The 25,731-nt window shown below is 53.5% G+C and carries 26 protein-coding genes; 5 read left to right on the top strand and 21 right to left on the bottom strand.

Annotated elements, in window-relative coordinates; genetic code table 11:
- Positions 1-55: 55 nt before the first annotated feature.
- The 9 genes from rnt to bioF all read right to left on the bottom strand — a co-directional run bounded on the left by rnt (position 56) and on the right by bioF (position 7,468).
- Complete coding sequence (gene rnt / locus HAP95_RS06825; RefSeq protein ID WP_215883538.1) at positions 56-661, bottom strand: ribonuclease T; 606 nt, start codon at positions 659-661, stop codon at positions 56-58.
- A 5-nt stretch (positions 662-666) separates the two neighbouring features.
- Positions 667-1,446: an ABC transporter permease gene (locus tag HAP95_RS06820; protein ID WP_215883537.1), complete on the bottom strand. Its 780-nt coding sequence runs from the start codon at positions 1,444-1,446 to the stop codon at positions 667-669.
- Between the two features lie 21 nt (positions 1,447-1,467).
- Positions 1,468-2,157 (bottom strand): arginyltransferase, encoded by a 690-nt coding sequence (locus tag HAP95_RS06815; RefSeq protein WP_264318825.1) that lies wholly within the window; start codon positions 2,155-2,157, stop codon positions 1,468-1,470.
- An 8-nt stretch (positions 2,158-2,165) separates the two neighbouring features.
- Positions 2,166-2,891 (bottom strand): leucyl/phenylalanyl-tRNA--protein transferase, encoded by a 726-nt coding sequence (aat, locus tag HAP95_RS06810; protein WP_215883536.1) that lies wholly within the window; start codon positions 2,889-2,891, stop codon positions 2,166-2,168.
- A 53-nt stretch (positions 2,892-2,944) separates the two neighbouring features.
- On the bottom strand, positions 2,945-3,841 hold the full coding sequence (htpX, locus tag HAP95_RS06805) for a protease HtpX (RefSeq protein WP_215883535.1): 897 nt from the start codon (positions 3,839-3,841) through the stop codon (positions 2,945-2,947).
- A 117-nt stretch (positions 3,842-3,958) separates the two neighbouring features.
- Positions 3,959-4,663 (bottom strand): dethiobiotin synthase, encoded by a 705-nt coding sequence (bioD, locus tag HAP95_RS06800; protein WP_215883534.1) that lies wholly within the window; start codon positions 4,661-4,663, stop codon positions 3,959-3,961.
- Positions 4,660-5,544, bottom strand: coding sequence for a malonyl-ACP O-methyltransferase BioC (bioC, locus tag HAP95_RS06795; RefSeq protein ID WP_215883533.1), 885 nt, complete (start codon positions 5,542-5,544; stop codon positions 4,660-4,662). Before bioC ends, bioD begins: the two co-directional genes overlap by 4 nt.
- Positions 5,541-6,302: an alpha/beta fold hydrolase gene (locus HAP95_RS06790; RefSeq protein WP_215883532.1), complete on the bottom strand. Its 762-nt coding sequence runs from the start codon at positions 6,300-6,302 to the stop codon at positions 5,541-5,543. The genes bioC and HAP95_RS06790 overlap by 4 nt, the downstream gene beginning before the upstream one ends.
- On the bottom strand, positions 6,299-7,468 hold the full coding sequence (gene bioF / locus HAP95_RS06785) for an 8-amino-7-oxononanoate synthase (protein ID WP_215883531.1): 1,170 nt from the start codon (positions 7,466-7,468) through the stop codon (positions 6,299-6,301). The genes HAP95_RS06790 and bioF overlap by 4 nt, the downstream gene beginning before the upstream one ends.
- A gap of 102 nt (positions 7,469-7,570) precedes the next feature.
- Here bioF and HAP95_RS06780 point away from each other — a divergent pair, with 102 nt between their 5' ends.
- From HAP95_RS06780 to HAP95_RS06760, 5 genes are all read left to right on the top strand, one after another.
- On the top strand, positions 7,571-8,302 hold the full coding sequence (locus HAP95_RS06780; RefSeq protein WP_368356563.1) for a ComF family protein: 732 nt from the start codon (positions 7,571-7,573) through the stop codon (positions 8,300-8,302).
- The gene (gene trmL / locus HAP95_RS06775; protein ID WP_215883529.1) at positions 8,295-8,771 is read left to right on the top strand and encodes a tRNA (uridine(34)/cytosine(34)/5-carboxymethylaminomethyluridine(34)-2'-O)-methyltransferase TrmL; all 477 of its coding nucleotides are present in this window, start codon (positions 8,295-8,297) and stop codon (positions 8,769-8,771) included. The genes HAP95_RS06780 and trmL overlap by 8 nt, the downstream gene beginning before the upstream one ends.
- Positions 8,768-9,871 carry an AbrB family transcriptional regulator gene (locus HAP95_RS06770; protein ID WP_215883528.1) on the top strand — a complete coding sequence of 368 codons (1,104 nt, stop codon included), beginning with the start codon at positions 8,768-8,770 and terminating at the stop codon, positions 9,869-9,871. Before trmL ends, HAP95_RS06770 begins: the two co-directional genes overlap by 4 nt.
- A gap of 92 nt (positions 9,872-9,963) precedes the next feature.
- Positions 9,964-12,072, top strand: coding sequence for a 5-histidylcysteine sulfoxide synthase (gene ovoA, locus HAP95_RS06765; RefSeq protein ID WP_215883527.1), 2,109 nt, complete (start codon positions 9,964-9,966; stop codon positions 12,070-12,072).
- On the top strand, positions 12,069-13,229 hold the full coding sequence (locus tag HAP95_RS06760) for a MalY/PatB family protein (RefSeq protein ID WP_215883526.1): 1,161 nt from the start codon (positions 12,069-12,071) through the stop codon (positions 13,227-13,229). The genes ovoA and HAP95_RS06760 overlap by 4 nt, the downstream gene beginning before the upstream one ends.
- Before the next feature lie 56 nt (positions 13,230-13,285).
- On the opposite strand, the gene waaA is transcribed toward HAP95_RS06760, so the two are convergent.
- From waaA to argJ, 12 genes are read right to left on the bottom strand one after another with little or no spacing between them, the layout of a single operon-like run.
- The gene (gene waaA, locus HAP95_RS06755) at positions 13,286-14,542 is read right to left on the bottom strand and encodes a lipid IV(A) 3-deoxy-D-manno-octulosonic acid transferase (protein WP_215883525.1); all 1,257 of its coding nucleotides are present in this window, start codon (positions 14,540-14,542) and stop codon (positions 13,286-13,288) included.
- Positions 14,539-15,219 (bottom strand): protein-tyrosine phosphatase family protein, encoded by a 681-nt coding sequence (locus HAP95_RS06750; RefSeq protein ID WP_215883524.1) that lies wholly within the window; start codon positions 15,217-15,219, stop codon positions 14,539-14,541. The genes waaA and HAP95_RS06750 overlap by 4 nt, the downstream gene beginning before the upstream one ends.
- Positions 15,216-16,277, bottom strand: a complete 1,062-nt coding sequence (gene waaC / locus HAP95_RS06745; protein WP_215883523.1) for a lipopolysaccharide heptosyltransferase I — start codon at positions 16,275-16,277, stop codon at positions 15,216-15,218. The genes HAP95_RS06750 and waaC overlap by 4 nt, the downstream gene beginning before the upstream one ends.
- A complete protein-coding gene (locus tag HAP95_RS06740; RefSeq protein WP_215883522.1) occupies positions 16,274-17,041 on the bottom strand; it encodes a glycosyltransferase family 2 protein in 768 nt (255 codons plus the stop codon). Before HAP95_RS06740 ends, waaC begins: the two co-directional genes overlap by 4 nt.
- Positions 17,034-17,993, bottom strand: a complete 960-nt coding sequence (locus HAP95_RS06735; RefSeq protein WP_215883521.1) for a glycosyltransferase family 2 protein — start codon at positions 17,991-17,993, stop codon at positions 17,034-17,036. The genes HAP95_RS06740 and HAP95_RS06735 overlap by 8 nt, the downstream gene beginning before the upstream one ends.
- Positions 17,990-19,183 (bottom strand): O-antigen ligase family protein, encoded by a 1,194-nt coding sequence (locus HAP95_RS06730; protein ID WP_215883520.1) that lies wholly within the window; start codon positions 19,181-19,183, stop codon positions 17,990-17,992. Before HAP95_RS06730 ends, HAP95_RS06735 begins: the two co-directional genes overlap by 4 nt.
- 22 nt (positions 19,184-19,205) lie before the next feature.
- Positions 19,206-20,696, bottom strand: a complete 1,491-nt coding sequence (locus HAP95_RS06725) for an ArnT family glycosyltransferase (protein WP_226832624.1) — start codon at positions 20,694-20,696, stop codon at positions 19,206-19,208.
- 51 nt (positions 20,697-20,747) lie between these two features.
- Entirely contained in the window at positions 20,748-21,827 is a 1,080-nt protein-coding gene (locus HAP95_RS06720) for a glycosyltransferase family 4 protein (protein WP_215883519.1), read from the bottom strand.
- Positions 21,824-22,540 (bottom strand): polysaccharide deacetylase family protein, encoded by a 717-nt coding sequence (locus tag HAP95_RS06715; protein ID WP_226832623.1) that lies wholly within the window; start codon positions 22,538-22,540, stop codon positions 21,824-21,826. Before HAP95_RS06715 ends, HAP95_RS06720 begins: the two co-directional genes overlap by 4 nt.
- The gene (locus tag HAP95_RS06710) at positions 22,540-23,508 is read right to left on the bottom strand and encodes a glycosyltransferase family 2 protein (protein ID WP_215883518.1); all 969 of its coding nucleotides are present in this window, start codon (positions 23,506-23,508) and stop codon (positions 22,540-22,542) included. The genes HAP95_RS06715 and HAP95_RS06710 overlap by 1 nt, the downstream gene beginning before the upstream one ends.
- Complete coding sequence (locus HAP95_RS06705; RefSeq protein ID WP_215883517.1) at positions 23,509-24,498, bottom strand: Nudix family hydrolase; 990 nt, start codon at positions 24,496-24,498, stop codon at positions 23,509-23,511. It abuts the gene before it with no gap.
- The gene (gene argJ, locus HAP95_RS06700) at positions 24,498-25,724 is read right to left on the bottom strand and encodes a bifunctional glutamate N-acetyltransferase/amino-acid acetyltransferase ArgJ (protein ID WP_215883516.1); all 1,227 of its coding nucleotides are present in this window, start codon (positions 25,722-25,724) and stop codon (positions 24,498-24,500) included. Before argJ ends, HAP95_RS06705 begins: the two co-directional genes overlap by 1 nt.
- Positions 25,725-25,731: the final 7 nt, after the last annotated feature.

Here is a 25,731-nt window from a genome sequence, read left to right as displayed (position 1 = left end):
GTAGATGCAGATATTCTAACAGAAGCACAGGGTGTTGACTGCTGCTGCAATCACTTCAGGGATATTCCCGATTAAGGTCAAAGCCATTCACTATCTTGCAAAATAATTCTGCCGTCTGGCGCGCATCATATAACGCTGAATGTGCCTGTTCATGATCCCAGGATAAACCTGCGGCCAGTGCCGCTTTGGCAAGTACCGTTTCACCATAAGCGAGACCCGCCAGACTGACTGTGTCAAAAGTACTGAACAAATGAAATGGATTGTTTTTCACTCCAGAACGTTTTTCTGCCGCCTTGATAAAAGACAAATCAAAGGCGGCATTGTGACCTACCAGAATCGCCCGCCGGCACTGTGCAGCCTTCACCGCCGTACGAATGGCGCGAAAAATGCCGCGCAGCGCTTCTTCTTCGGAAACCGCTCCGCGCAATGGCTGAAAAGGATCAATTCCGGTAAAAGCCAGTGCCGCCGGATCAAGCACCGCGCCCGTAAAGGGCATGACGTGAAAGTGATGACTGGCTACTGGTTTCAGTTGTCCCACTTCTCCACCGATAATGATCGCTGCCACCTCCAGCAGGGCATTACGCTCCGGGTCAAAACCTGCCGTCTCTACATCAACCACTACGGGCAAAAAACCACGAAAACGTCCAGCTAGTGCGGCCATATCAATTATCCTTCTGTACGCTGCGCAAATGTCAGGGCGTAGGGTGCCGCCAACAAGACCGCCGTAGAAACACTCAAGGTGACTGAGGCAGTCAGCATCAGCATCACCACCAACTGCATGGAAACCGCTGCAAGCGGCGCCATGCCCGCCAGAATCATTCCCGCTGTAATACCTGGAATATGAATCATGCCGACACTTTTCAGGCTATCAATGGTTGGAATCAGTGAACTGCGCACGACAATGCCGTAAAGACTGCGCATGGCCTGACGACGCCCGGCACCCAGCGCCAGCATCGCCAGCAACATATCCTCGCGTTGGTCGATTTCACTGCGCAAGCGATTCAAAGCCAGAGAAACGGCATTCATGGCATTACCAATAATCATCCCGCCAATAGGCACCAGAGATTCACCACGCCAGAATACCAAACCGGAAAACAGCATCCAGGCCAGAGTGACTGTTGCCGCAATACCAATACTACCGACACCAATCCAGTAGGCATGCGGAATACCTGCTCCACGTTTGCGATTGAATCGACCGGCCATCAGAATCATCAGCACCAGAAACACCAGCAGTAACCAGGGTTGATGCTGACGGAACAACCAGCCCAGCACAAAACCCATAATTCCGAGCTGTACCGTCGCGCGCGCTGCTGACCAGAGCAGATCCTTGCCGACCCCCAACTGTTGCCATGCCGACAGGGCCCAGGCACTTCCCAGCAGTCCCAATACGCCGGTCAGGGCCCAGGGTGAAAAGGTACGGAATATATCCGGTGCGGCATTAAGCATGGATGCGAATTTCTTTATGGATTAAATGTGAGTGGAAAGCGGTCGCCATTCACCAGCGATAAAACCTTCCAGGGGCGAAAAACGCCTTTTATAATCCATTTTTGGACTTTCTGCGACCCAATAACCCAGATACAGATGAGAAAACCCCTGTTTGCGGGCCCATTCAATCTGACTCAGAATCGCAAAAATACCCAAGCCGCGTTTCGCCAGGTCTGTTCGATAAAATGTATAAACTGCTGACAATCCACAATCTACCTGATCAACCAGAGCTACTGCAAAGGGTTCATCAGCCTTTTCAAATATCAACAGCCGCGAATCCACGGCGCTGGTATCTGCCATCATTTCTGCATACAGGCGATCAGACTCTTGGTCCATACCGCCATCTGGATGTCGCAACCGCTGATAATCGGCAAACAGGCGGGCATGTTGCGCATCCCGGTATGGTCGTGCCACACGCAGGCTGAGATCCTGATTACGTGCCCAGGTGCGTTTCTGCCCCCGGTCCGGCTGGAAATGATCCACCGGGATGCGAACGGAAATACACGCATCACATTGCGGACACATAGGCCGATACGCGACCGGACCATTGCGTCGAAAGCCCTTTTGTAACAGTTGATCGTACTCCACACTCTCCAGCACTGCGCGCGGATCACTCAACACCAGTAATTCTTCCTGTTCAGGTAAATAGGGACAGGTTTGCAAGGTCGACATATAAAAACTCATCGCCAAAAAATGTGCTCCCAGGGCAGGAGTTCCTGCCACGCTCCTTGAGTGGCCTGGGCTTTCAGCCTGGTCAAACGCTGCAAAAATTCAGCACGTGGAATTTCAGAAGCGCCCATGCTTTGCAGGTGTGGGGTCAAAAACTGGGTATCAATCAGACCAAAACCCCAATGCTCCAAATGTCGAGCCAGCCAGACCAAGGCAATTTTTGAGGCGTCGGGAACCCGGCTGAACATCGATTCTCCGAAAAAAATTGCGCCCAGCTCGACGCCATATAATCCACCGACCCTCTGGTCATGTTGAAGAATTTCTACACAGTGGGCAGCACCCGCAGCAAAAAGATCCAGATAGGCATTGCGCATCTCGGCAGTTATCCAGGTTCCGCCCTGACCTGAACGCGGAGCCGCACACTCATCCATAACACCAGCGAAATCCTGATCCAGAACCACCTGCCAGGACGCGAATTCGGCATTTTTTATTAAACTGCGACTGACATGAATGGCATGGGGTTCCAGCACCCCACGAGGATCAGGGGACCACCACAAGATGGGATCTTCTTCACCAAACCAGGGGAATACACCCTGAGTATAAGCCTGAAGAATACGCTTTCGGGATAAATCACCCCCTACTGCAATCAGGTTACTGTCGGCTTGTTCCGGATCCGGAAAAATGACGGAGGCATTTTGACTGCTGAGGAGAACCGGTTTTACCCGCTCAGGGCGCAATGCTGTCCACTCTCATATTCAGGTGCATCTACAATCACTCCCCAGCCAGAACACTACGAATAACTATACCCTTTTTGCAGAGCCTGCAAAGCCGCAACCCGCGCTTCAAGGCTGGGATGGGTCGCAAAAAGCCCCTTCCAGCTACCCGATATATAGGCAGTCGCCATGGGATCACGGACCGCATCATGCTCAACATGCATGGCTGTGGCCCGCTGATGCAGCTTCTGCAAGGCAGAAATCATCGCGCTAGCCCCAATCTGCTCAGCGGCAAAGCGATCTGCCGCAAATTCCCGGCGACGTGAAAACCAGGTGATGGGAATCAGCGCCAAAAACGACAAGGCAACTTGCAGGAACATGGAAACCGCAAAAGCAATCATCGGGCGATCATCAAATTGCCGGGCCGCCAACATCGACAACCAGAATACAAAAGTATTCATTAACCCCTGAAGCAAAGTCGTGCTGACCATATCCCCATTGTAAACATGACCCATTTCATGGGCCAGCACCGCTCGAATTTCATTATCATTGAGCAGATTCACAAGCCCGCTGCTGACTGCCACCATGCTGTGGTTACGCCCCGGCCCCGTAGCAAAAGCATTGGGATCATCATTCCAGTAAACCCAGACTTCCGGCATCCGGATGCCCAAACGCGTAGACAACTGCGCCACGGTATCGTAAACCAGACGCTCCTTGGCGGACTGAGGTTGCTCGATGCGTTGCATCTGCATACCTGCCCGCGCCAGGTGCTTGGACATCAGCAGGGAAATAAAAGCACCCCCAAAACCAATGACCAGCGCCCAGAGTAAATCGGTCACACTGACCACCCCGCGCAGATCTACGCCAAAAGCGGGTAAAACCAGATTCACCAGGACCGAAAAAGTAATGGAAAGGGTGATAAAAATAAGTAAATTGGTACCCACCAACAAGGCTATGCTCTTGAATGATTTCATGACATTCACGCTCCATCAGAATATCTACGTTTCACTGTCACGGCTCCCGCTATAATACCCGCCGCGCCGTGACCAACTGCCCTCTATTTTTTTATGGCAGCCGTTTGAATCCTAACATCAATCCCAACATGCCGGAAGAGACAGATACTGGCTTCTCCAGACACTGGATGCCTCTGCCTGAAAGGGGATTTCTCCCAGGCAGGGGCTGGGCATCAGTCGCTGCAATGTTTCCAGGGTTCCCGGAGCGAGATCGCTTTGAAGATGATTGGCCACCCAGCCCGCCATCGGCAAAGCACGGGCAAGAATAGCCTCGGCGCTAAGCAGGGCATGGTTGATGGCACCGAGGCGCAGGCCTACGACCAACAGCACCGGAAATTGCAAATCATGGGCCAGGTCAGCAAAACCCCAATTATCACCCAGCGGGACCAGAAAACCGCCCGCTCCCTCTACCAGAACAGCATGCATACCTGCTGACTGTTGCTTGATAAATTGGCGAATCTTGCGCCGCTCCAGCGCCAGACCGGCTTGTGCTGCCGCCCAATGCGGAGCGATGGGCGGATCCAAAGCATAAAGGCAGGTTTGTTCAAAAGAGCGTGGGGGCGTTGATGCGGCGCGCAGGATTTCCACATCACTCCACTGCCCATCGGCTTCCACACCGGAAACCACCGGCTTCAAGGCTGCGACCCGGCCCATTTCACGTGCACAGCGTTGCGCCAGAGCGGCTGTCACCGCCGTCTTGCCAACACCTGTATCCGTCCCGGTGACAAAAAGACTCCGGAGCGGCTGCGTGGGCGGGTTTCCCAATGTTTCTGCCGGATTCATTTTATATGCCTCCGCATTTGCGGATAGGGCAGGGTAACTGCGCCATCTTCGCGAATCTCAGGACGCGGCCCACTGCTCCAGGCATGCCCGTAAACGACCTCATAGGTGGCCGGCAAACGCCCATCTTTACGGAACTGTTCATAAGCATCGCGCAGAATTTGCAAACGACCGGGCGTCAACAATCCGCGCGGTCGCTGTACGGTGGCATTGGTCGCACCAATGCTGCGCAAGTCGCGCAAAAGATCCTCCAGCGCTGCGTAAGTCAATTGAAAATGTTCGACATCCAGCACCGGCATTTCATAACCCTGGCGGACCAGTGCATCGCCAATATCGTGCATATCCATAAACTGTATGACATGGGGTTGATCATCCATTCTGGCAAAAGACTGGCGCAACTCGGTGAGGGTGTCCGGGCCCAGGGTGCTGAACATCAACAGCCCCCCAGGACGCAGGACTCGGGCAAATTCGCGCAACACCCGATCCAGATCATTACACCATTGAATGGACATGTTGGCGAAAAGCAAGTCCATGGATCCCGTCGCCAGCGGCAGATGTTCGGCATCCCCCTGACAAAAGAACTGGCGTTGCCGCCAGCTCTTACGCAGCCGCGCCTGCTGGAGCATGCCGGCGGCCAAATCCACCGCCAGCAACCGTGCCTTGGGATAACGACGATTCAAGCGCCGACTTTGCAGGCCGGTGCCGCTGCCCAGATCCAGAATCCATTGCGGTTCCAGCTTGACCAGATCCAGCCGTTCGATCAGTTGCTGGCCTACCTGATCCTGAAGAACAGCACTGGCCTCATAGGAGCTGGCAGCCTGGTCAAAAGCGCGGCGGATCGCGCGCTTTTCCAGCTGATAATCTGCTGGCGTCGATGGATTCATACCCAGACCTCCAAAAGAGCATCCCGGCAGGTTTGCGGCTGGGATAAAAAGGGCGCATGCCCTGCCTTTTCCAGCACGTTCAGATGGCTGTCGGGAAGATGTTGCTGCAGGTAAAAACTGGCTTCCGGAGGCACAATGCGGTCCTGGGCACCATGAATCAGCTGAACCGGCATGGACAGGCTATCCAGTCGATCACGTAAATCCACTTCCTGGAGAAGAGCCAATCCATCAGCCAGACAGACGGGATCAGGCGACGGCCAGTTGGTCATGCCCTCCAGTGCCCGTCGCCCTTGTGGATCACCCAAAACCTGCAGAGCTAAAAACCTTTTGCGGGTTCCCTGGGGATCATTGTGCAGGCGCTGGCCAAAATCTTCCAGGGTTGCGGCAGGAATCCCTGCCGTCCAGTCAGGACGCTGGCGGAAACTCGGTGAACTCGCCATCAGTACCAACCCTTTCAACAATGCGGGCTGCGTCAACCCCAGCCCGAGGGCGAGCAGCCCACCCAGAGACCAACCCAACAAAATCGGCGTCTCTACTTCACGACGCAGCATGTCCGCCAACTGTTCCAGAACATAAGCCCATTGCATGCCATCCGCCGTACAAGGGCTGCGGCCATGGCCGGGCAGATCGTAGGAAATGCAGGTAAAATGCTTTTCCAGAAAAGGGCGCCAGCCTGCAAAAACCCGGCTTTCCATGCCCCAACCGTGGAGCAACAGCAAGGCTGGCCCTTGACCCGTCTGTTCCCGATACCAACTCATAAAATCTCCCGAAGGGCGACCACCAACTGCGCTAGATCTTCACGATGATGCGCAGCACTGAGGGTAATCCGCAAACGTGCGCTGCCCTTAGGCACGGTCGGGGGACGCACTGCCGGGCAGTACAGTCCGGCCTCGCGCAATCTGGCAGCTGTCTGCACAGCCACCGCTGCCTCTCCCAACACCAGCCCCTGGATGGGCGTTGCGCTGGGCAGCCAGGGCGCATCGGGAAGCTGGGCATGCAGCCAGTCCTGATGCTCTACCAGGCGGGCACGACGAGCCTCTCCGCCGCGCAACAACTGCAAAGAGGCTCGCGCCGCCGCCGCCAGTGCCGCAGGCATGGCCGTATGATAAATAAAACTCCGCGCCCGGTTACGCAGCAGGTCAATCAGATCCTGGCTGCCTGCCACAAAGGCGCCATAGACGCCAAAAGCCTTGCCAAGCGTCCCCATGATGACATCCACAGAGTGTGTATCCAGTTGATAGTGCGCGAGGGTCCCTCTCCCCTCTGCGCCCAACACGCCAAAGGCGTGGGCTTCATCGAGAATAATTCTGGCCTGATACCGGCGGGCAAGGGTTACGATTTCAGGCAGGGGGGCGAGATCACCGTCCATACTGAATACACCATCAGTGATGATCCACGCCTGCCCCGAAGTACCGCGTTCCAGCAGTTGCTGCAAATGCGCCATATCGCCGTGCCGGTAACGCTGCAGACGCGCCCCGGACAGGCGCACGCCATCTACCAGAGAGGCATGATTGAGACGATCGGCGTAAACCCGGTCCAGACGGCCGACCAAGGCAGAAATGATTCCCAGATTAGCCAGATATCCACTCCCGAAAAGCAGCACCGCTTCCACACCCAACCAGCGTGCCAAATCTGCCGCCAAAGCCTGATGGGCCGGACGCTCACCGCCCAGCAGGGGAGCTGCGCCAGCGCCCACCCCACTGCGTTCAATTTCGGCAATAGCTGCCTGTCGTAACGCAGGCTCCCTACTCAGACCCAGATAGTCGTTACTGGCAAAAGACAGTAGTGAGCGACCTTCCGCATCCACAAACTGGGGACGATCAGCGTCCGGGTCCGGTTGCAGAGACTGCAACTCTCGCCATAGTCCCTGCCGACGAATATCCGCAAGCTGCGTACTCCAAGTATTTTCTGCTGTATCAGACATAGCTTCTTATAAGGACGGGTATCTACCTTGTCAATGTCAGCCCGAAGCGCCAGAATCCACAAACTGCAGCCTCCCATTTTCGCAAAAGGTGTACGGATTCCCTTGCCTCGCTTCTCTCTGCAACAGCTCTACCAAAGCAGACGAAAACTCACTCAGTGGCTTTTCCCTGAACACTGTCGCGCCTGTGGCATGGCTGGTGCCGCCCTCTGCGCGGCCTGTGCCCAGGATTGGCCACGTCTGCCAGAAAACCGTTGCAGTTATTGTGCATTGCCGCTCCAGGCCAACGGTGACTGCCCGGTATGTTCTGTAGAAGCGCCCCAGTACGATCATGTCTACACGCCTTTTGTGTATGCCGAACCCCTGAATGCTGCCATTCTCGCCTGGAAATTCCACCAGCGTCTGGACTGGACTCGCGCTTTGGCAACGACTTGGGCAGAGGGTTGGGGAGGACACGCGCCTTCTCATCCCGAATGCTTACTACCCGTGCCTCTGCACCCCAAACGACTGCGCGAGCGCGGCTACAATCAGGCACTACTGCTGGCACGGCATTGGGGAAAACGCTGGCATATTCCGGTAAAACCAGGAGTCTTGCGGCGCTGTCGGAATACCCGCCACCAAACCGGACTGAGTGCTGCCGCCCGACGGGATAATCTGGATTCCGCCTTTACCCTGCACGGCAAATTGCCCGCCCATGTGGCCATCGTCGATGATGTGATGACGACGGGAACAACAGCGGGGCAAATTGCCGAGTTATTAAAAAGTGTGGGTGTCCAGCGTATTGATGTCTGGGTTCTGGCCCGCGCCCTGCGAGAAACGGCCCCTGCCCATGCCTGAGACTTTTTTGCACGTCATCCTTTATGAGCCGGAAATCCCGCCCAATACCGGCAATGTTATCCGGCTCTGCGCCAACACCGGGGCACGTCTGCACCTGGTAGAGCCGTTGGGCTTCGCCTGGGATGATCGTCGCCTGCGCCGTGCGGGACTGGATTATCATGAATTTGCAGAGGTGCTGCGCCATCCGGATTGGCAACATTGCCTGAACGCGCTGCATGGAGCACGTATTTTTGCATTCAGTACCAAAGGAAAAAACCTGTATCAGCAAGTGGCTTTTCAGGTAGGCGATGCCCTGCTGTTCGGGCCGGAAACGCGTGGCCTGCCCACGCCAATCCTGGAGAGCCTTCCCACCGGTCAAGTCCTGCGTTTACCCATGCGTCCGGGACAGCGCAGCCTGAATCTTTCCAATGCCTGTGCTGTGGGTGTATTTGAAGCATGGCGACAATTGGGATTTAAGGGCGGCGCTTGAAAAGCAAAGCCGGGGATCAAACTTTTTTTGCGCGACTTTTGGGAACCGTTTCTGGAATAACGGGACGTTGGATATTACTGCTTGTGGGCAGTGTCCTGCTGAGCGTTTTATTCCGCTTCTGGCAGATTCCCGCCGCAGCTCTGTTTGCCGGTGTTGCTACCGGAATCGCTGTCAACAGTCTCGGGAATCTGGCTTATCCCCGGCATTTTTCCCGAGCCGGGCAAGCCATACTGGGCATGGCTATTGGTTTGATGTTTACGACTGCTGCGCTAAACGCCATTTCCGCCCATCTGCTACCCATATTGCTGGTAACGGCTGGCACCCTGATTTTGAGCTTGGCTTCTGGTTTGCTTTTCAGCCGCTGGACGCAAATCAAAGCCAGTACCGGTCTGCTGTCCATGACTGCAGGAGGGGCGGCCGGGATTACCGCCATTGCCCAGGAATTCGATGCCGATGTAGGACTGGTGGCGATCATGCAATACCTGCGCGTCATTCTGGTCATGATCAGTCTGCCTCTGGTGGTTCTCTTTGTATTTCACAATCACAACGCAAATACGGCGACTTTGGCGGGCGCGCATTTACCCGCATCCTGGGCAGGAAGTCTCCTGTTGCTGCTGCCGGGGGCTCCTTTCGGTATCTGGTTGGCCCGAAAAATCCACATCACCGCGCCCTATTTGTTGGGGCCTTTGCTGCTCACCCTCCTGCTGACCTTGCTTCACGTCAATCCAACCCAGGCGCTTCCTGGTCCGCTTCTGGAAGCTGCCTATTTACTGATTGGCTGGCAGGCTGGGCTGCAACTGTCCATAAGCCGCCTGCGCCTGCACTTGCGCCTGATTCCCCGAGCTTTGCTCATTATTCTCGTCCTGAACCTGTGCTGCGCCCTGCTCGGCGTTCTCCTGGCGCATCTGGTCGGCGTCAGTGATCTGGATGGTTATCTGGCGACCGCACCCGGTGCCCTGTATGCAGCTGTTGCTGTGAGCATGGCAGCCCACGGTAATGTCCTTTTTGTCCTCGGTGCCCACCTTATTCGCTTGTTGATGATGCTGCTGATCATGCCGCCGCTGGCGCGCAAATTATTGGACCCTGCGCGCAACACCTGAGCCTGTTTGTCAGGCCCTTCCCAAGCATCCGACCGGACGGTATCTTGTGTTAGACTAGGGATGACAAACAGAAATGACTTAAAGGGGCAATCATGACGCGTACACGCATTACTCCACTTCGTCTGGACGGTGAGAATGCTGAACAAAAACGGGAAGAAATTCGCAGGGTTTTCCATGAAACCTTCTCCTTGTATGAATCCTTGTTTGATCACTTGCAGGACTCTGCTGCCTGGGTGGAAAAAGCTATTCCTCTGCGGCACCCCCTGATTTTTTACTTCGGGCATACGGCTACTTTTTATGTGAACAAATTGCAATTTGCGGGACTGATTGAAGCCCGTCTGGACCCGCATCTGGAATCCGTATTTGCCGTCGGCGTTGATGAGATGTCCTGGGATGACCTGGACGAAACCCATTATGACTGGCCGGCCCCGGAAAGCGTTCGCGACTATCGCCAGCAGGTAAGGGAGATGGTGGACCGACTCATCTCGGAGTTACCCCTGACCCTCCCCATTACCTGGGATTCACCCTGGTGGGTCATCCTGATGGGTATTGAACACGAAAACATTCATCTGGAAACCAGCTCAGTCCTGATGCGCCAGCTGTCAATTTCCCGGCTCAGCCCGGTAGCCGCCTTTGCACCCTGGGATCAGGCCGGCACGGCTCCACAAAATGCTCTGCTGCCCGTGCCCGGCGGTCTCGTTGAGCTGGGCAAGGCAAAAGATGACCGCCAATATGGCTGGGACAACGAGTACGGAAGCCATCAACATGAACTGCAGCCTTTTGCCGCCGCAAAGTTTCTGGTCAGTAACCAGGAGTTTCTTGCCTTCGTCGATGAAGGTGGTTATCACAATCCCGACTGGTGGGATGAAGAAGGCGATGGCTGGCGGCGCTTCAGTCGCGCTGAACATCCACCATTTTGGGTGCCTAATTCCGAAGGATGGCGGTTGCGCCTGATTGCCGAAGAGCGGCCCATGCCCTGGAACTGGCCGGTTGAGGTGAACGCCCTGGAAGCAGCCGCTTTTTGTCGCTGGAAATCGACTCAAACCGGTGAAAACCTGCGTCTTCCCAGTGAGGACGAGTGGCGCCATCTCCGCAATCTCAGTGCATTGGGTGACAGCGATGGCTGGAAAGATGCGGTCCCCGCCAATATTGGCTTGAGTGTCGGCTGCTCACCCTGTCCGGTGGACCAGTTTCCCCAGGGCCAATTTTACGACTTGATGGGTAACGTCTGGGAATGGACCAGCACACCGATTTATCCTTTTCCGGGCTTCGAAGTCCATCCGGTGTACGACGATTTTACAGTGCCGACTTTTGATCAGCAGCATAATCTGATGAAAGGCGGATCGTTTATCAGCCTTGGTAACGAAATGCAGCAGGAAGCACGTTATGCTTTCCGCCGGCATTTTTTTCAGCACGCCGGATTCCGTTATGTCACCTCACCCAACACCGTTCCTGAAATACCCATTTATGAAAGCGATGCGTTGGTCTCCCAGTATGCGGAATTTCACTATGGACGCCGCTATTATGAAGTACCTAACTTTGCGGCTGCGGTCGCGGAGTTGGCGCTCCGTGCCATGGCTGGTAAACCATTGCGCCGGGCTTTGGATGTTGGCTGCGCGGTGGGGCGGAGCAGCTTTGAACTGGCAAAATACTGCCCGGATGTGACCGGACTGGATTTCTCGGCGCGCTTTATCAGTGTCGGTGTACAACTTCGTGAGCGCGGGCATTTTTCCTACACACTGGTTGAAGAAGGCGATTTGCGGAGTTATCAGAGCATCGACCTGGCAACCCTGGGTCTGCGGGAAAGTGCGGAGCATGTCCATTTTTTCCAGGCCGACGCCTGCAATCTCAAACCATTGTATCGGGACTATGATCTGGTGGTTGCAGCCAATCTCATTGATCGTCTGCATCATCCCCGCAAATTTCTGGATGATATTCGTGAGCGCATTGTACCGGGCGGTATCTTGCTCATCACCTCACCTTACACCTGGCTGGAAGAATATACCGCACGCAGTGAGTGGCTCGGCGGCTACAAAAAAGATGGCGAAAATCTCAGCACCCTGGAAGCACTCAAGGAAATCCTGTCGCCCTATTTCCGGCTTCGGGAAGAAAGCCCGCTGGATATTCCCTTTGTCATCCGCGAAACCGCGCGCAAATATCAGCACAGTATCGCGCAAGCCACCCTCTGGGAGCGCCTATGAAAAATCATGGAAATTTAGTCTCGCCATTTGATGCCGTTATTCCGCGCATGGGCACCGGTTCCATAAAATGGGATGAAGCAGCGCATCGCTTCGGCGGCGAGGTTTTGCCCATGTGGGTTGCCGATATGGATTTTGCTGTTCCTGACCCTATTATCCAAGGCTTGCGAAAACGTCTGGAACACCCGATTTTTGGGTACCCCAGCGACGGACCGGCCATGTTACGTGCGGCTGACGAATGGATAGCTGCGCGTCATGGCTGGCGCCCGGAACCCGGCGCGACGGGAAGCATCAGCGGCGTGGTACCGGCCTTATTTGCAGCCGTGCGGGCATTTACTCAACCAGGCGACACCGTCATGGTTATGCCGCCCATCTATCCTCCCTTTATGAGCGCTGTGCAGAAAAATGGTCGGGAGCTGCTCCTCGTGCCCCTGGAAAGGGCAACGGACCTTACTTACCGTATCGACTGGCAGGCCCTGGAAAAGGCTTTAACCCAATCTCGCCTGCTGCTGTTCTGTTCGCCACACAACCCGGTGGGGCGGGTCTGGACAGAAGAAGAACTTCAGCGACTGGCCCAGCTTTGTAAGGCGGCCGACTGCGTGGTAGTCAGCGATGAAATTCACGCCGACCTCAGTTATGCGCAACATATTCCCTTTGCAAAGCTCGCAGCCCGGTCTGTATTACTGAGTTCGGCGGGCAAGAGTTTCAACATTGCCGGCATTGGTGGCGGAATTGCCATTATTCCGGACAGCGAATTACGCCAGACTTTTCGGGATGAGCTGTATCGCAGCCAGATTCATCAGACCAATGCCTGCGCCCTGACGGCCATGACCAGTGCCTGGCAGCAGGGTGGAGAATGGCAGACGGCGTTGCGGGAATACCTGTTTGCCAATGCACAATTCATTCAGGAATTCCTGCGCCGGGAACTACCGGATCTGGGCTATCGAATTCCCGAGTTCGGTTATCTGGCCTGGCTCGACGTGGCGGCTTATGGCGACGACGAGCAGATCCAGATAAGCCTGCTCAAGGCCGGACTCGGGCTCAATCTTGGACCCAGTTTCGGGCCGGGCGGAGCGGGTTTTGTGCGTCTGAATTTTGCAGCACCCCGCAGTGTCCTGGAGGAAGGATTATGGCGCTTGCGGAGCGGGTTGTTGTCCTAGATCTGGCAACGGCTCGGGCCAAAGTCGCGGCAAAGCCTCCCGGACCGCTGCCAGCTCTAGGACAAATCCAGTTCTTCCAGAAGCTGCATAATCTTTTCCAGAGAACCGCGCTGCTTTTGGACAAAGGCCAAAGCTCTTTTTCCCTGTTCCTGAGCGTCCTTGGGTTGGCGCAGCCAGTGCTCTAACTGGGCCTCCAGGGCGTCAGCATCATCAGCCTGAACAGCGGCTTCAGCAATCAGCATATCCCGCGCAATACTCCGAAAATTTTCCATGTGTGGGCCAAAAATGATGGGGCAGGACAGCACCGCCGCCTCTAATGGATTATGACCACCAACAGAGACAAAACTGCCGCCGACCGTCACCAGATCAGCCGCTGCATAGAAATCCATCACTTCTCCCAAGGTATCCACCAGCAAAACGTTTTTACTTTCAACTTCAACACTCTTGGAACGCAGCGCAGACAATATCCCAGCCGCTTTCAGATCTGCCTCAAGCGCTTCGCATCGGCTGGGATGCCGGGGAATCAGCACCAGCAAAAGGTGGGGCCAATGCACGCGTAAATGTTCGAGTACAGTTATTGCTATTTTCTCCTCACCGGCATGGGTGGAGGCAAACACCCAAACCTGCCGGGTCGCCAGATGTTGTCGCCAGATGCGCCCCTTTTCCAGGGCATCCACGGGTTCAGGAAGATCGTACTTGATATTTTCGATGACCAGGACCCGGGAAGCGCCCAGACTCTTGAAAGCCACGGCATCCTCGGGACTTTGTGCCGCCACCGCCGTCATGGAGGCCAGCGCCGGGCGAAACAAACCTGGAAAACGTCCATATCCCCGCAGTGAACGCTGCGACAAGCGCGCATTAATCAATAATAGTGGGATAGAAAACCGGGCCGTCCAGTAGCATAAATTCGGCCAGATTTCGGTTTCCATAATCAGACAAAGGCGGGGCTGCTGACGCTTCAAAAAACGTCTTACAGCTGCCGAAGTATCATAGGGCATATAGTGCTGGCGCAGCGCCGAACCCAGACGCTGAGCGACGATGGCAGCACCCGTGGGGGTTGTGCTGGTCAGCAGAATCGGAATATTCGGATAGCGTTTTTGCAGGGCATGCACCAGCGGGATGGCGGCAATGGCTTCTCCGACACTCACCGCATGAATCCATAGGGGGCGATCCTGATGCATTTCTCCCCAGCCGAAGCGTTCCTGCCATCTTTCCCGGTAAGGCGGACGACGCCAGCCACGCCATAAGGTAAAAAGCAGCAAAAACGGACTAAAAAAACCGAGTAATCCCGCGTAAATACGGCGATTCATCATTCGCGATGCAACAGACGATCGGTCAGCCAATCCAGACGATACCAGGGGCGAAAACTCTTCAGTAGCGCATCACGGTCATAATCGCGCTCTATCCACTGGCGTAAGGTGAGTCCCGGTTCATTGGCAAGAGCCAGTCGGTAACTGGTGAAAAACCAGTCAAGAATCCCGGTATTGGCATGACGGATATGACCGAATGGCCATAAGCGCAACTGCTTTTGGGCTTCCGCAATGGGCTGCTGCAAGACCAGATGCATGTACAGAACACTCATGAACCCAGCCCGATCTGCCCCCGATTTGCAGTGCAACAAAAAAGGTTTAGGGAGCTCTGTCAACAAATCCATGGCTGCCAGCAAACGCTCTTTTTCGGGTAAATCACGGGAACCGAAACCATGCAGAACAATATGCTGCATTCCGGTAGTGTCACAAATTTCCTGTTCCAGACGGTAATGGGGTTCCCGAGGCGCGGGGGCCCGCAGATTCAGTACTGCCCGGAGAGCATGGCGCTTATGCCAGAGCCGCAACTGCCTTGGCGAAGGTTGTGCCGAACGAAATACGCCTGGTGCCATTTCATGGAAATTGGCATAAAACCATTCCCGAAATATGCCGTGATCTGTCCAGAATTGATGGCGACGATAGCGACGACGCTCTTCCGGCAAAAGTCTGAGGGACGGACTCATAAATCGGACGACTCCAGCAAGGAAGATAAAGCGGACCAGACCCGATCAGGATCCAGCGCCTCCTGACAAAGTATCCGGCCATTTTGCGCCTCGGGCAACGGACAGCGGGTTTTGCCGCAGGGGGCGCAGGATTGCGGGCTTTGAAGGTTAATCTGTTGCCCTCCTCCATGGGCTAAACGTTCTACGGATGTAGGTCCATACAGTGTTACTCCAGCCAGACCCAGAGCACTGCCCAGATAAGACAGTCCGGTATCCATCCCGACAAAAGCCTGCGCTCTGCTCATGACCATGGCCAGCGTTTCCAGATTGAGACGGGGCAGCGCGAGAACATTATCAGCACCTGCCTGAATGGAGGCCACCCGCAGATGCTCTCGTTCGTCCGCTGCGGGTAGCACTAAATTCAAGCCGCTTACGCGCATCCGAGAAGCCAATGTCATCCAGTGCTGTTCCGGCCACTCCTTGGTTTTCCAGGCGGCAGAAGTCGCATGAAACCCTATAACAAAAGGCTTTCTGACCAATTGCGCCAACGGTTCAGCCAACGACTGATCCTGCCATTGCCTACGACGAGGGGCCAAAGCAAAGTCAGGCCGCGTATCAGGAAGAGGATATTGCAGCGCCGCCGCGAACAGCTGGCGATTGCGCGCAATGGCAGGACTGGACCAGGGAATCGTAAAGCGCTGTTGATATAAGCGAGAAGCCCCAGGCTCTCTGGCACTGTCCGCCGCCAGTCCCAAAACCGGAGCACCCGCCAACCGGGCCAAAAATGCACTTTTATAGAGCCCCTGACTATCCAGCACCGCGTCATAGTGATTCGCACGCAAGGTGTTGCGAAGCTGGCGCAGTGCGGCAGGAAAAGTGAGTGGTGCTTTTTTCAGGGTCCGCAGGGAAAAAGGAATCGCATTTTTGACTTTCGAATGCCAGGCAACAACCGGAGCGAAAGCAGGTTCCACCAGCCAGTCCACTTCCACATCAGGACGACTCACCGCCAGATCGGACATGGCCGGCAGAGTATGCAGCACATCCCCCAAAGAGCTGAGGCGCAGCAGCAGTAATTTCACGAATTTTCCTTGTCCTGCAACTGCATCTCACGGGCAATAGCATATTTCATAAAGGCACCCAAGGCGGTAGTCCAGGCAATGGCGGCACCATCGACGCCATCCAGAATGCCCAGGCGCAGGATATAACTACGCAGAAACGCCGACAATCCATGGTTCATAGGTGCCCAAGCCGATATGAATCGACCGCGTGCGTACACTTTTTCTGCGTTAAGTTCCGCATAACGCTGCAATTTTGGCAACATTTCTTTCAAAAAGGCAAATGGATAATGATCGATAGAAACCCCGGGAAGACGCTGAGTGGGACCAGAACCCCGCCATGATTCATGAACCTTTGCCTGCGTGTCGTAACACCCATCCCGTCTATCGAATAAACGCAGTACCCAATCATTGCGCCATTCACTGTACCGTATCGGCTTACGGCCAATATAATTTTGCCGCAACAGATAGAAACCTGTCGCTGAACTCTCACGGATAGCCGAAAAAATGAGTTTCCTGGCATCTGGACGCAATATTTCATCGGTATCCAGCATCAGAATCCAGTCATAACGGGCAGATTTCACCGCAAATTGTCTCTGCCCTCCAAAGCCAAGCCATTCCTGATGAAGCACCCTTGCACCAAAATTTTTGGCAATTGTCGTCGTTTGATCTGTGGAACCACAATCCACCAGTAAGATTTCGTCAGCCAATTCCTGAACACTGGCTAAGGATTGCGAGAGATGTTTTTCACTGTTTTTACTGATGTAAACAACAGAAAGATTAGTCATTTTTAGGCCGCGCACACTTGTTGGGCAAACCCCAGCTCGAGGGCCGCCCCGAAAAATGCCAGAGCCAGACAACAGCATACATCCGGGTCTTGCGGCGCAATCTTGAAACCTGAAAAAGCGTCATAACCACAGCAAAAGCGTTACTTATCAAATTGATACTAGAGCTAAAGTAATAGTGAATAGACAATACAAACCAAGCAAGACTTCCCTCAACCTTGCGAGCGTAAAGCATACGGGAACGGTGGAATTCGATACGCGAAGCTGCTTGATAGCGATTAGCTGTCCCTCCCAGCTCGTGCATCACCAAAGCTTGGGGACACAACAAGACCTCAAAACCAAGGATGTGAGCACGATGACACCACTCAGTTTCTTCCAGATAAAAGAAAAAATCTTCATCCATCAAACCCAACCTTTTCAACGCAGATCTACGCACCATAAGTGCTGCACCAATCAACGTCGGAACCGATACGGGCTCATGCTCTGCTTCCAGTCTACCAATCTGCCCTCTAGGCAAGAACAACCTCTGCAAAAATCTGGGAAGAAAATCGCGCCAGGCATTGGGGAATGGTGCCACTACATTTTGTGGCCGCAGATTTTGATCGACCAAACGAGCACCAATCAGGGCGGCATTAGGGTGCTCAAAAGCACATTTCTGTAATGCCCTGATGGCACCAGGGACCAGGCAAGCATCATTATTCAAGATCAAAACCAAATCCTGGCACGACTGACTAATGCCTTGATTCACAGCCTTAGCAAAGCCGCCATTGCAAGCATTCCGGATGACCCGCAAAGAAAGGAATTGATTTTCGAGAATTGAGATGGATTTGTCCACGCTACCGTTATCCACAACCACAACATCTGACTCAGAACCGCCGTCAGCAATCCATGATTCAATACATGGGATCAATTTAGATTCACCATTATAATTGACTATAATGACAGCAATTTTCACTTACGATTTCCAATAGCAGCCATTGGGATAGCTATGACCAAGGCCCAGCCGATCGCATTGTCATACCCCCAATTCAAAGTGTTATATATTCCCCCAAGCCAAAAGACAGCCAGATACATGAAAACAAACCAGCCTTGAGGCTGCTTTCTGTTTTTCCAGCTTTCTATCGTTGCAGCAAGCATCATCCATAATAGCAAAAATAATCCAGGGAACCCAAGGACTGCTGCTTCGCTTAAGTAACTGTTAGCCGCAGATGTATTGGTAATGCCCGGTGTATTTGTGACTTGACCTGCATTTTGCAGACCCTTCATTGCTCCAGAAAAATCACCGGTACCCACTCCCATTAGAGGATGTTCAACTAACATTTCCCAGCCGGCTTCCATTGTTGCGATTCTGATTCCAAGGCTGGTGGTCGTACTGTTTTGATTGGCGATAAACTGCTCGACGTTAGCAATACCCAATTCAACTCGAGATTGTACAACTGGTGACATTCCCAATCCTATTACACCAAGACACAAAATAACCAGCGCCCAATACTTCCAGCGTCCACGATACAGTAGCCAAATCGCAATAGGCATCACCAAAATGAAAGCCAATTGGCCAGAACGAGCAGGCGTAATGATAAGCTGAACAAAAAAGAGCAGCCCTAGTAATGCTGCAGACCATTTAGGGATAGCCCATGAATTGTGAAAATCCCATAACAGCCATAACAGGGCCTGAACCAACACAAGAGATAAAAATATATGGTCACTAAAGCCAGTATATGGAAGATTATCAGTATTTTGCCATGGCAAAATTTTCCAGGTCATCAGGAAAGCCAGCACTGCGTTTAAAGCCAAACCAGCCAAAAACAAACGGATGAATAGTTTTACCCAACGCTCCTGCCAAGGCAACGTCGCACCAATTAATGCAAATAAACCGTAACCTGTCGCTTCAGCAACCTTCAACCCTGATGCCATATCGGAAGTCCATATAAGGCCCATCAAGGTCCAACCAAACAAGAGCAAAAAGGGCAAAGCCCATGGTTTCGTATGCAGTACACGCCAGTTTCTCCAATGACCACTCAATGCATATCCAAGCAACAGCAGGCCCAAGGAAATACCCGTGCCTGCGGTACTAAGTGGCGATAGAAACATGGGCAACGCGTATAGCGTGAATACCAAGAAATCAGGAATATTTATTTTTTTCATAACGATATATATTTCGACAGTCTCAGTTTTTCAGACGTGGGGGTGTTTCTGCCTTGTGGGCACATACGATACCGCAGCATAATAGCCAAGCTCCATGGTATTTTGACACAACAGAATAATTTTTGGGCACGTCTCCAGGATAGCTAAGCACATACCCATTTGTTAAATCTGATGGCGGCCTCACCAGTGGCGGGTGCGGTCTTATCGCCAGATCAATGTCCGCCGTTACACTAATTCCTACCCAAGCTACATTAGTGACATAAAGAGGTGCTCCCCGAGTTTCCCTTAGCACATTTTTTGCTATTTCAGCAAGATGCGGACGAAAACGCTCTGTATACGCTGGGAATAACCACAAAGCGAATATATATTTCAGGAAGATAGCCACTAAAATCCATTTTAACAATAACCTCCTAGTCTTTAAAGAGTTCGCAATAAATCCCACCAATGCTATTGTCACAATACCATAAATAGGTAACAAATAACGAATTCCACTTTGAGGTGAAAGCCAGTAAGGTAAATAATTTATCCCAGATATCCATAGGGCTGTCCGCACATGCTGATTCGGTAGGCTAAAAGGTAAATATCGCCGTATTATAGCGTAAATGACAATGCCGGAGATCGGGAATAGCTGACCGAATGTTCTTGCCGGATAAGAAAAAAACTGATTCAGATAATCCAGAACTCCTTGTCCTTGCAACTTACCAATAATATCATTGAGCATTCCATGCGCCATAACGCCACCAGCCGGTGCCATACCATACCAGAGGACAGGAATTGATAAAGCAAAAAAATGCATAGACAAGGAAGGCCATGAAAAAAGAAATCTCCATGCGCGCGTCTGAAAGGTAATAACGATGACGGCCACACCATAAAAAACATAGGCCGTCAGCGCTTTAGTAAGAAATGCACAAGACACTGCTAACAGTGCAAGTGCAAAGAAACCAACACGCCTCTCGAGCACTGCAAGCCATCCAAACAACATCGCTGCTAAACAGAAAAAAGCAAATAACGGGTCACTGTACGCAAGCCAACCATCGTAAAAAAGAACATCTCCTAAGGTAATGTACACCAAAGCCGTAAATGCGAATAAATCACGATCATTCCAGATCCTCTTGGCAAACCAAGCAACTAGAAGCGCTGAGCCTATTGAAGAAAAAGCAGCGATTAGTCGCGCAGCAACAAGCATATGAGACCAGCCAATCAACATTGATAAACCAGTAATGAGTAAATTATAAAGTGGCGGACGCCAATAATCTTGTCCATACATCACAGGCGTTAAAATATGTCCGTGACACCACATCTCATATGACATGAGCGGATAAACGGCTTCCTCACCTGTGTACTGGACATTATAAAGAGTAAAAATGAAACTGGTGGCGGCTATTATAAAAAGCAACCAGTATCTTTTAGAGTTAGAAATATTCAGGTGCATCCTCATAAAGCTTGCCTCATTCCACAACCACTGTCTTAAAATACTTAAGCACACACCAATATCGTCTCGGCTGAGTTTCAACCACCATCTCCATCAAAAAATTACGTTGCCCCATGACGCACTACCCATTTATTAATTACCATCGATCTCTAAAAGCTTCAAAAATTCCTCACTAATAACCGTCGACGAATACTTCTTTGCATAGTCAAACCCCATAGAAACATTCAAGGTTTGTTTTTTTTCTGCCAGATTTAAAGTGGTTTTAAGCCATGCTGTTACATCTCCAGCCGGCAACAACCATCCTCCCTGGCCATCCACAAAACTTTCGGGAATACCCCCTATGTCCGCGCCCAGCACTGGTGTTCCACAAGCCTGCGCCTCCAGACAAACCCTGCCGAAAGTATCGGGTTCTATGGACGGCAGGGCCAAAGCATCCATGACACTATACCAAGGCATTACCGGATTTTGCCAACCCAGCACATGGTGCCAGGGTTTATTGGTCAGACGGGATCTCAATGCTTCCTCATGCGCCCCACCGCCTAACCATAGGCCATGAACATGCGCATTTTGTGCGTGGGCGGCATCAATGGCATCGGCCAACATGAAAACGCCTTTACCACGATGCCAGGCACCCACAAAACCCAACAGAAAATCCGCATCAGTCAACCCCAAATCGCGTCGCCGATTTTGACGGGCTTCGGCATCTCGATGGAATTCTGCCAGATGGATGGGATTCAGGAGTACTTCTACCCGCGCCGGAGGAATGCCCTGTTCAATCAGACGACGACGCAAGTATTCGGATATGGCGAAAAGCCGCAAGGGCCAGCGGGATAAAAGCCAGCGGGTGCTGGGTCTGAGGCGTAAATCCATATGCCGGAACAATACCAGAGGACGGCCACTCATCCGACTGAGTATGGCCAGTGGCCAGTATTCCTTGCTGAAACTCCCGATCAGCCAATCGGGTTGCACATGACGGATAATTTTCCATAGCTTGCGCATGGCTGGCGCATCGGCACTGTTACGAAACGCACCATAGTGCAGCTTGACCAAACTGTCAGACAAAGCTTCGCCAATATGTCCCTGGGGATGCACGAAGGCATGCATGTCCACGCCAGCATCCGCCAAAGCGCGACACATGGTGATCATATGGGTTTCTGTACCTCCACCCCCCGGATTTGTTCCCACCCAGAGCAACCGCAGCCCGGTGCTCAATGCCGATCCTCATGTGCTGTCCAGATCTGCATAGGGAATACATGCGGGCCGTGATGTCCGCCGACCATGACCCGGGGAAGGTCAAAAGGGTCCTCTCCCCCCGCTCGGGCACGCCCCCGGCGCACGGTCACTGCCGCCAAAAACCCGGCCTGTTTTGCCGCTTCACGCTCGCGCTGTCCTGCGGCACCGTAGGGATAACAAAATTGCGTGACGGGAACATCCAACAATTTTTCCAGATCCTGACGGGAACCGGCCATTTCGTTCAGCAGATCCGCTTCCGTCAAATCCGGCAGACGGGGATGATGGCGACTATGGGCGCCGACTTCCATCCCGGCCGCTTGCCATTGCCGCAACTCTGTTTCGGACATCAACGGCTTGTGTACGCCCAGATCTGCCGCATCCCAAGCATTATCCGCACCCAGTGCCGCGCTGACCATGTAACAGGTCGCCGTAAATCCATAATGCTGCAAAACCGGTAAGGCATTTTCCAGATTATCCCGATAACCATCATCAAAGGTAATGGCAACTACTTTTCCTTTGGCTTCGCCACGAATATAGGGTAAGGCCGCAGACATGGACAAACCCTGATAACCAAAGCGATGCAGCAATGCCATCTGACGCCGGAATCGTTCTGGAGAAACGTAAAGACCGCGCAATTTCACCCCTTTGGGTGCGCGGTCAATATTGTGATACATCAAAATAGGAACGGGCATCAGGGTTCGGCACCCGGGTCAAGATGCACCGTATGGCGAATCACATAAGTCTTTTTGTCCTGGGATTCATGGTATATCCGCGACAGCATTTCCCCGACAATCCCCGTATTCAAAAACTGCAGCCCTCCCAGAAAAAACAGGACGCCCGCAATGAGCATGGGCCGACCGGAAATCTCTGCGCCTTCGGCGAATTTATCAATAAACAAATAAATCAGCATGCCGGAACCTATAAACAGCGAAAACAGTCCGACGGTACCAAAAAAATGCATGGGTCGCTGGCTGTAACCCAGAAAAAACTTAACAAACAACAAGTCTACCAGCACCCGAAAAGTTCGGGAAATTCCGTACTTACTCTTACCTGCCACGCGCGCATGGTGACGCACGGGCACTTCCACAATACGATCGGTGTAGGTCAGGGTCGATAACCAGGCCGGGATAAAGCGGTGCATTTCTCCATAAAGGCGCACCCCTTTGATCACCGAAGCCCGGTAGGCTTTGAGCGTGCATCCATAATCATGTAAACGCACGCCCGTAAAGCGGCGAATGAGTCGATTGGCAATACGCGAAGGTATTTTGCGCAAAAACAGGCCATCCTGACGATTTTTGCGCCAACCCGCTACCACATCCAGATTTTCAGCCAGCAAGCGCTCGGCCAAAGGCAGAATATCCTGAGGATCATTTTGCAGGTCAGCATCCAGGGTCACGATGACCTCCCCCCGGGCAGCATCAATCCCCGCCTGCATCGCCGCTGTCTGGCCAAAATTTCTTTGCAGATGAATCATCTTGAAATGGTCTCCGCGTGCTGCGGCTTCTCGGTCCAGGGCCGCCGCACTGCCATCACGACTACCATCATCGACAATGATGATTTCAACATCAGCCCCCGCCAGCGCCACACTCAAGGCATCACAAAGCGGTGTGACGTTGTCGATTTCGTTGTACAGCGGGATCACGACCGAAATTCGGGGCACTCAGGGCCTCCAATAGCGCAGAAAATCACTGGTAGCAGTAAAAGGATCAGAAGCCTCGATAATTCCCGAGAGGATAGCAACCCCACTGGCCCCGGCAGCCATTGCCGCAGGAACACGCTCCGCCGTTAGCCCACCCAAGGCAATAAGCGGTATAGCCGAAGTTTCCGCTAGTTCAGCAAAAACTTTTTCGCCTAAAGGCAACGTATCCGGATGGGAGCGGGTGGAAAACAATGGGGAAAGCAAGGCATAACGGGCTCCCGCCTGAGCCGCCTGGTGAATTTCCCCGGCATCATGACAGGAAACGCCAAAAGGCCCTGCAGGCCGCAAGCCAGCTTCCAATTGGGATTGCGTCAGATGACGACCGCTATGCGGCCAGTCTGGCAAAGGCTCAGCATGATTCAGCCAGACCTGCGTACCTGCGGCCAGGGATTCTGCGCAAAGAGATTCCAACAACTTCGCGCGCTCTTCATCCACAGAGCTTTTGCAACGCAGGATCACCCATTGCAGGCCGGCTCTCAGTGCTTCTCGCCAGGCATGAGCGAATGCCTGGGGCTCCACACGGGCCGGATCTGCAATCAGGCATAGTGGCGGGTGCGGCAGAAATTCTTCCAATACCGCTGCCGTCATCCGCAGGTTGGCGGGCAGACATTCCAACGCCGGAATTTCCCAGGGATACAACCAGCGAACCTGCTGTCCTTCCTTACCGTGAGCCGCACCATTCCAGCGTCGCACCCGGTAAAAATGCAGGCGCACTGTCCGCTCGGGGTAGGTATAATCCAGGGTCCGGAATGGTTCCGCATCCAGCACCCGGATGCCAATCTCTTCCCATAACTCCCGATGCAGGGCTTCCACAGGCGTTTCACCCGGGTCCACCTTTCCACCGGGAAACTCCCAAAACCCCGGCCAGGGTTTGCCTTCAGGGCGCAAGGAAATAAGCAGACGACCATTTTCGTCCTCAACAATACCCGTGGCTACAGGAACGACTGTCATCAGCTGCGATAATCGGCGTTAATACGCACGTAGTCATAGGATAAATCACAGGTCCAGATTGTCGCGCTCGCCAGCCCGCGACCCAAATCCACCCGCACCGGGATTTCTGCCTCGGCCATCACCGCCTGCCCGGCAGCCTCGGTGTAATCAGGATCTCGGGCACCATCCTGGACAATGCGCGTCTCTCCCAGACTGACCTGAACCTTATCCACTTCCAGATCATCTACCCCGGCCGAACCAATGGCGGCCAGCAAACGTCCCCAGTTGGGGTCCGAAGCAAAAAAAGCGGTCTTGATCAAAGGACTGTGAGCCATGCGATAGGCCACCTGCAAACATTCCTCCTCATTGCGCCCCCCCGCAATGTGGATAGGAATAAATTTACTGGCACCCTCCCCATCCCGAACAATGGCCTGGGCCAAAAATTGCGCCACCTCGGTGATCGCCGCACAGAGCGGCGCATAGCGCGGATCTTCGACACTGCTAATGGGCTCAGCGGCAATTTTACCCGTCGCCATCAAAATACAGGCGTCATTGGTAGAAGTGTCTCCATCTACCGTAATCCGATTGAACGATTGCGCCATGGCGTCTTGCAGACACTGCTGCAAAGCCTCTGCTCGCAAGGGTGCATCGGTAGCCATATAAGCCAGCATGGTCGCCATATCCGGACGAATCATGCCGGAACCCTTGGCCATGCCCGTTACCGTCACTACCTGACCATCCAGATCCATCTGCTGCGAGCAGGCTTTGGGGATCGTATCGGTGGTCATAATGGCAGCAGCCGCTATTTCCCAATGATTTTCATCCAGATGTATTTTTAAGACGGGAAGCGCGGCAGAGATTTTTCCGGCCAGATCCACCGGCTCACCAATCACCCCGGTCGAAAAGGGCAGCACCGACTCGGAAGGACAATCCAAAGCGACAGCCACAACCCGGCAGGAATCTTCTGCCGCCTGCAAGCCTGCAGCCCCCGTACCCGCATTGGCATTACCCGTATTGATGACCAGCGCCCGAATGGGGGTTGCCGAGGACAAATGCCGCTGGGCCACCAATACCGGAGCCGCCGAGAAGCGGTTCCGCGTAAACACTCCCGCTACCTGGGTGCCTTCATCCACAGCAATCAGGGTGAGATCACGGCGTCCGGCATAGCGGATGCCCGCTTCGGTGACCGCCAGCCGCACACCGGCTACAGGCAGCAAATCGTGGGGAGGAAGAAGGCCAACAGCCATAGCAGCT

The organism is Acidithiobacillus sulfurivorans (assembly GCF_018853815.1).
GTDB lineage: Bacteria > Pseudomonadota > Gammaproteobacteria > Acidithiobacillales > Acidithiobacillaceae > Acidithiobacillus > Acidithiobacillus sulfurivorans.
The sequence above is the reverse complement of the archived record's forward strand: the minus strand, read 5'-3'. Positions and strand labels throughout refer to the sequence as shown.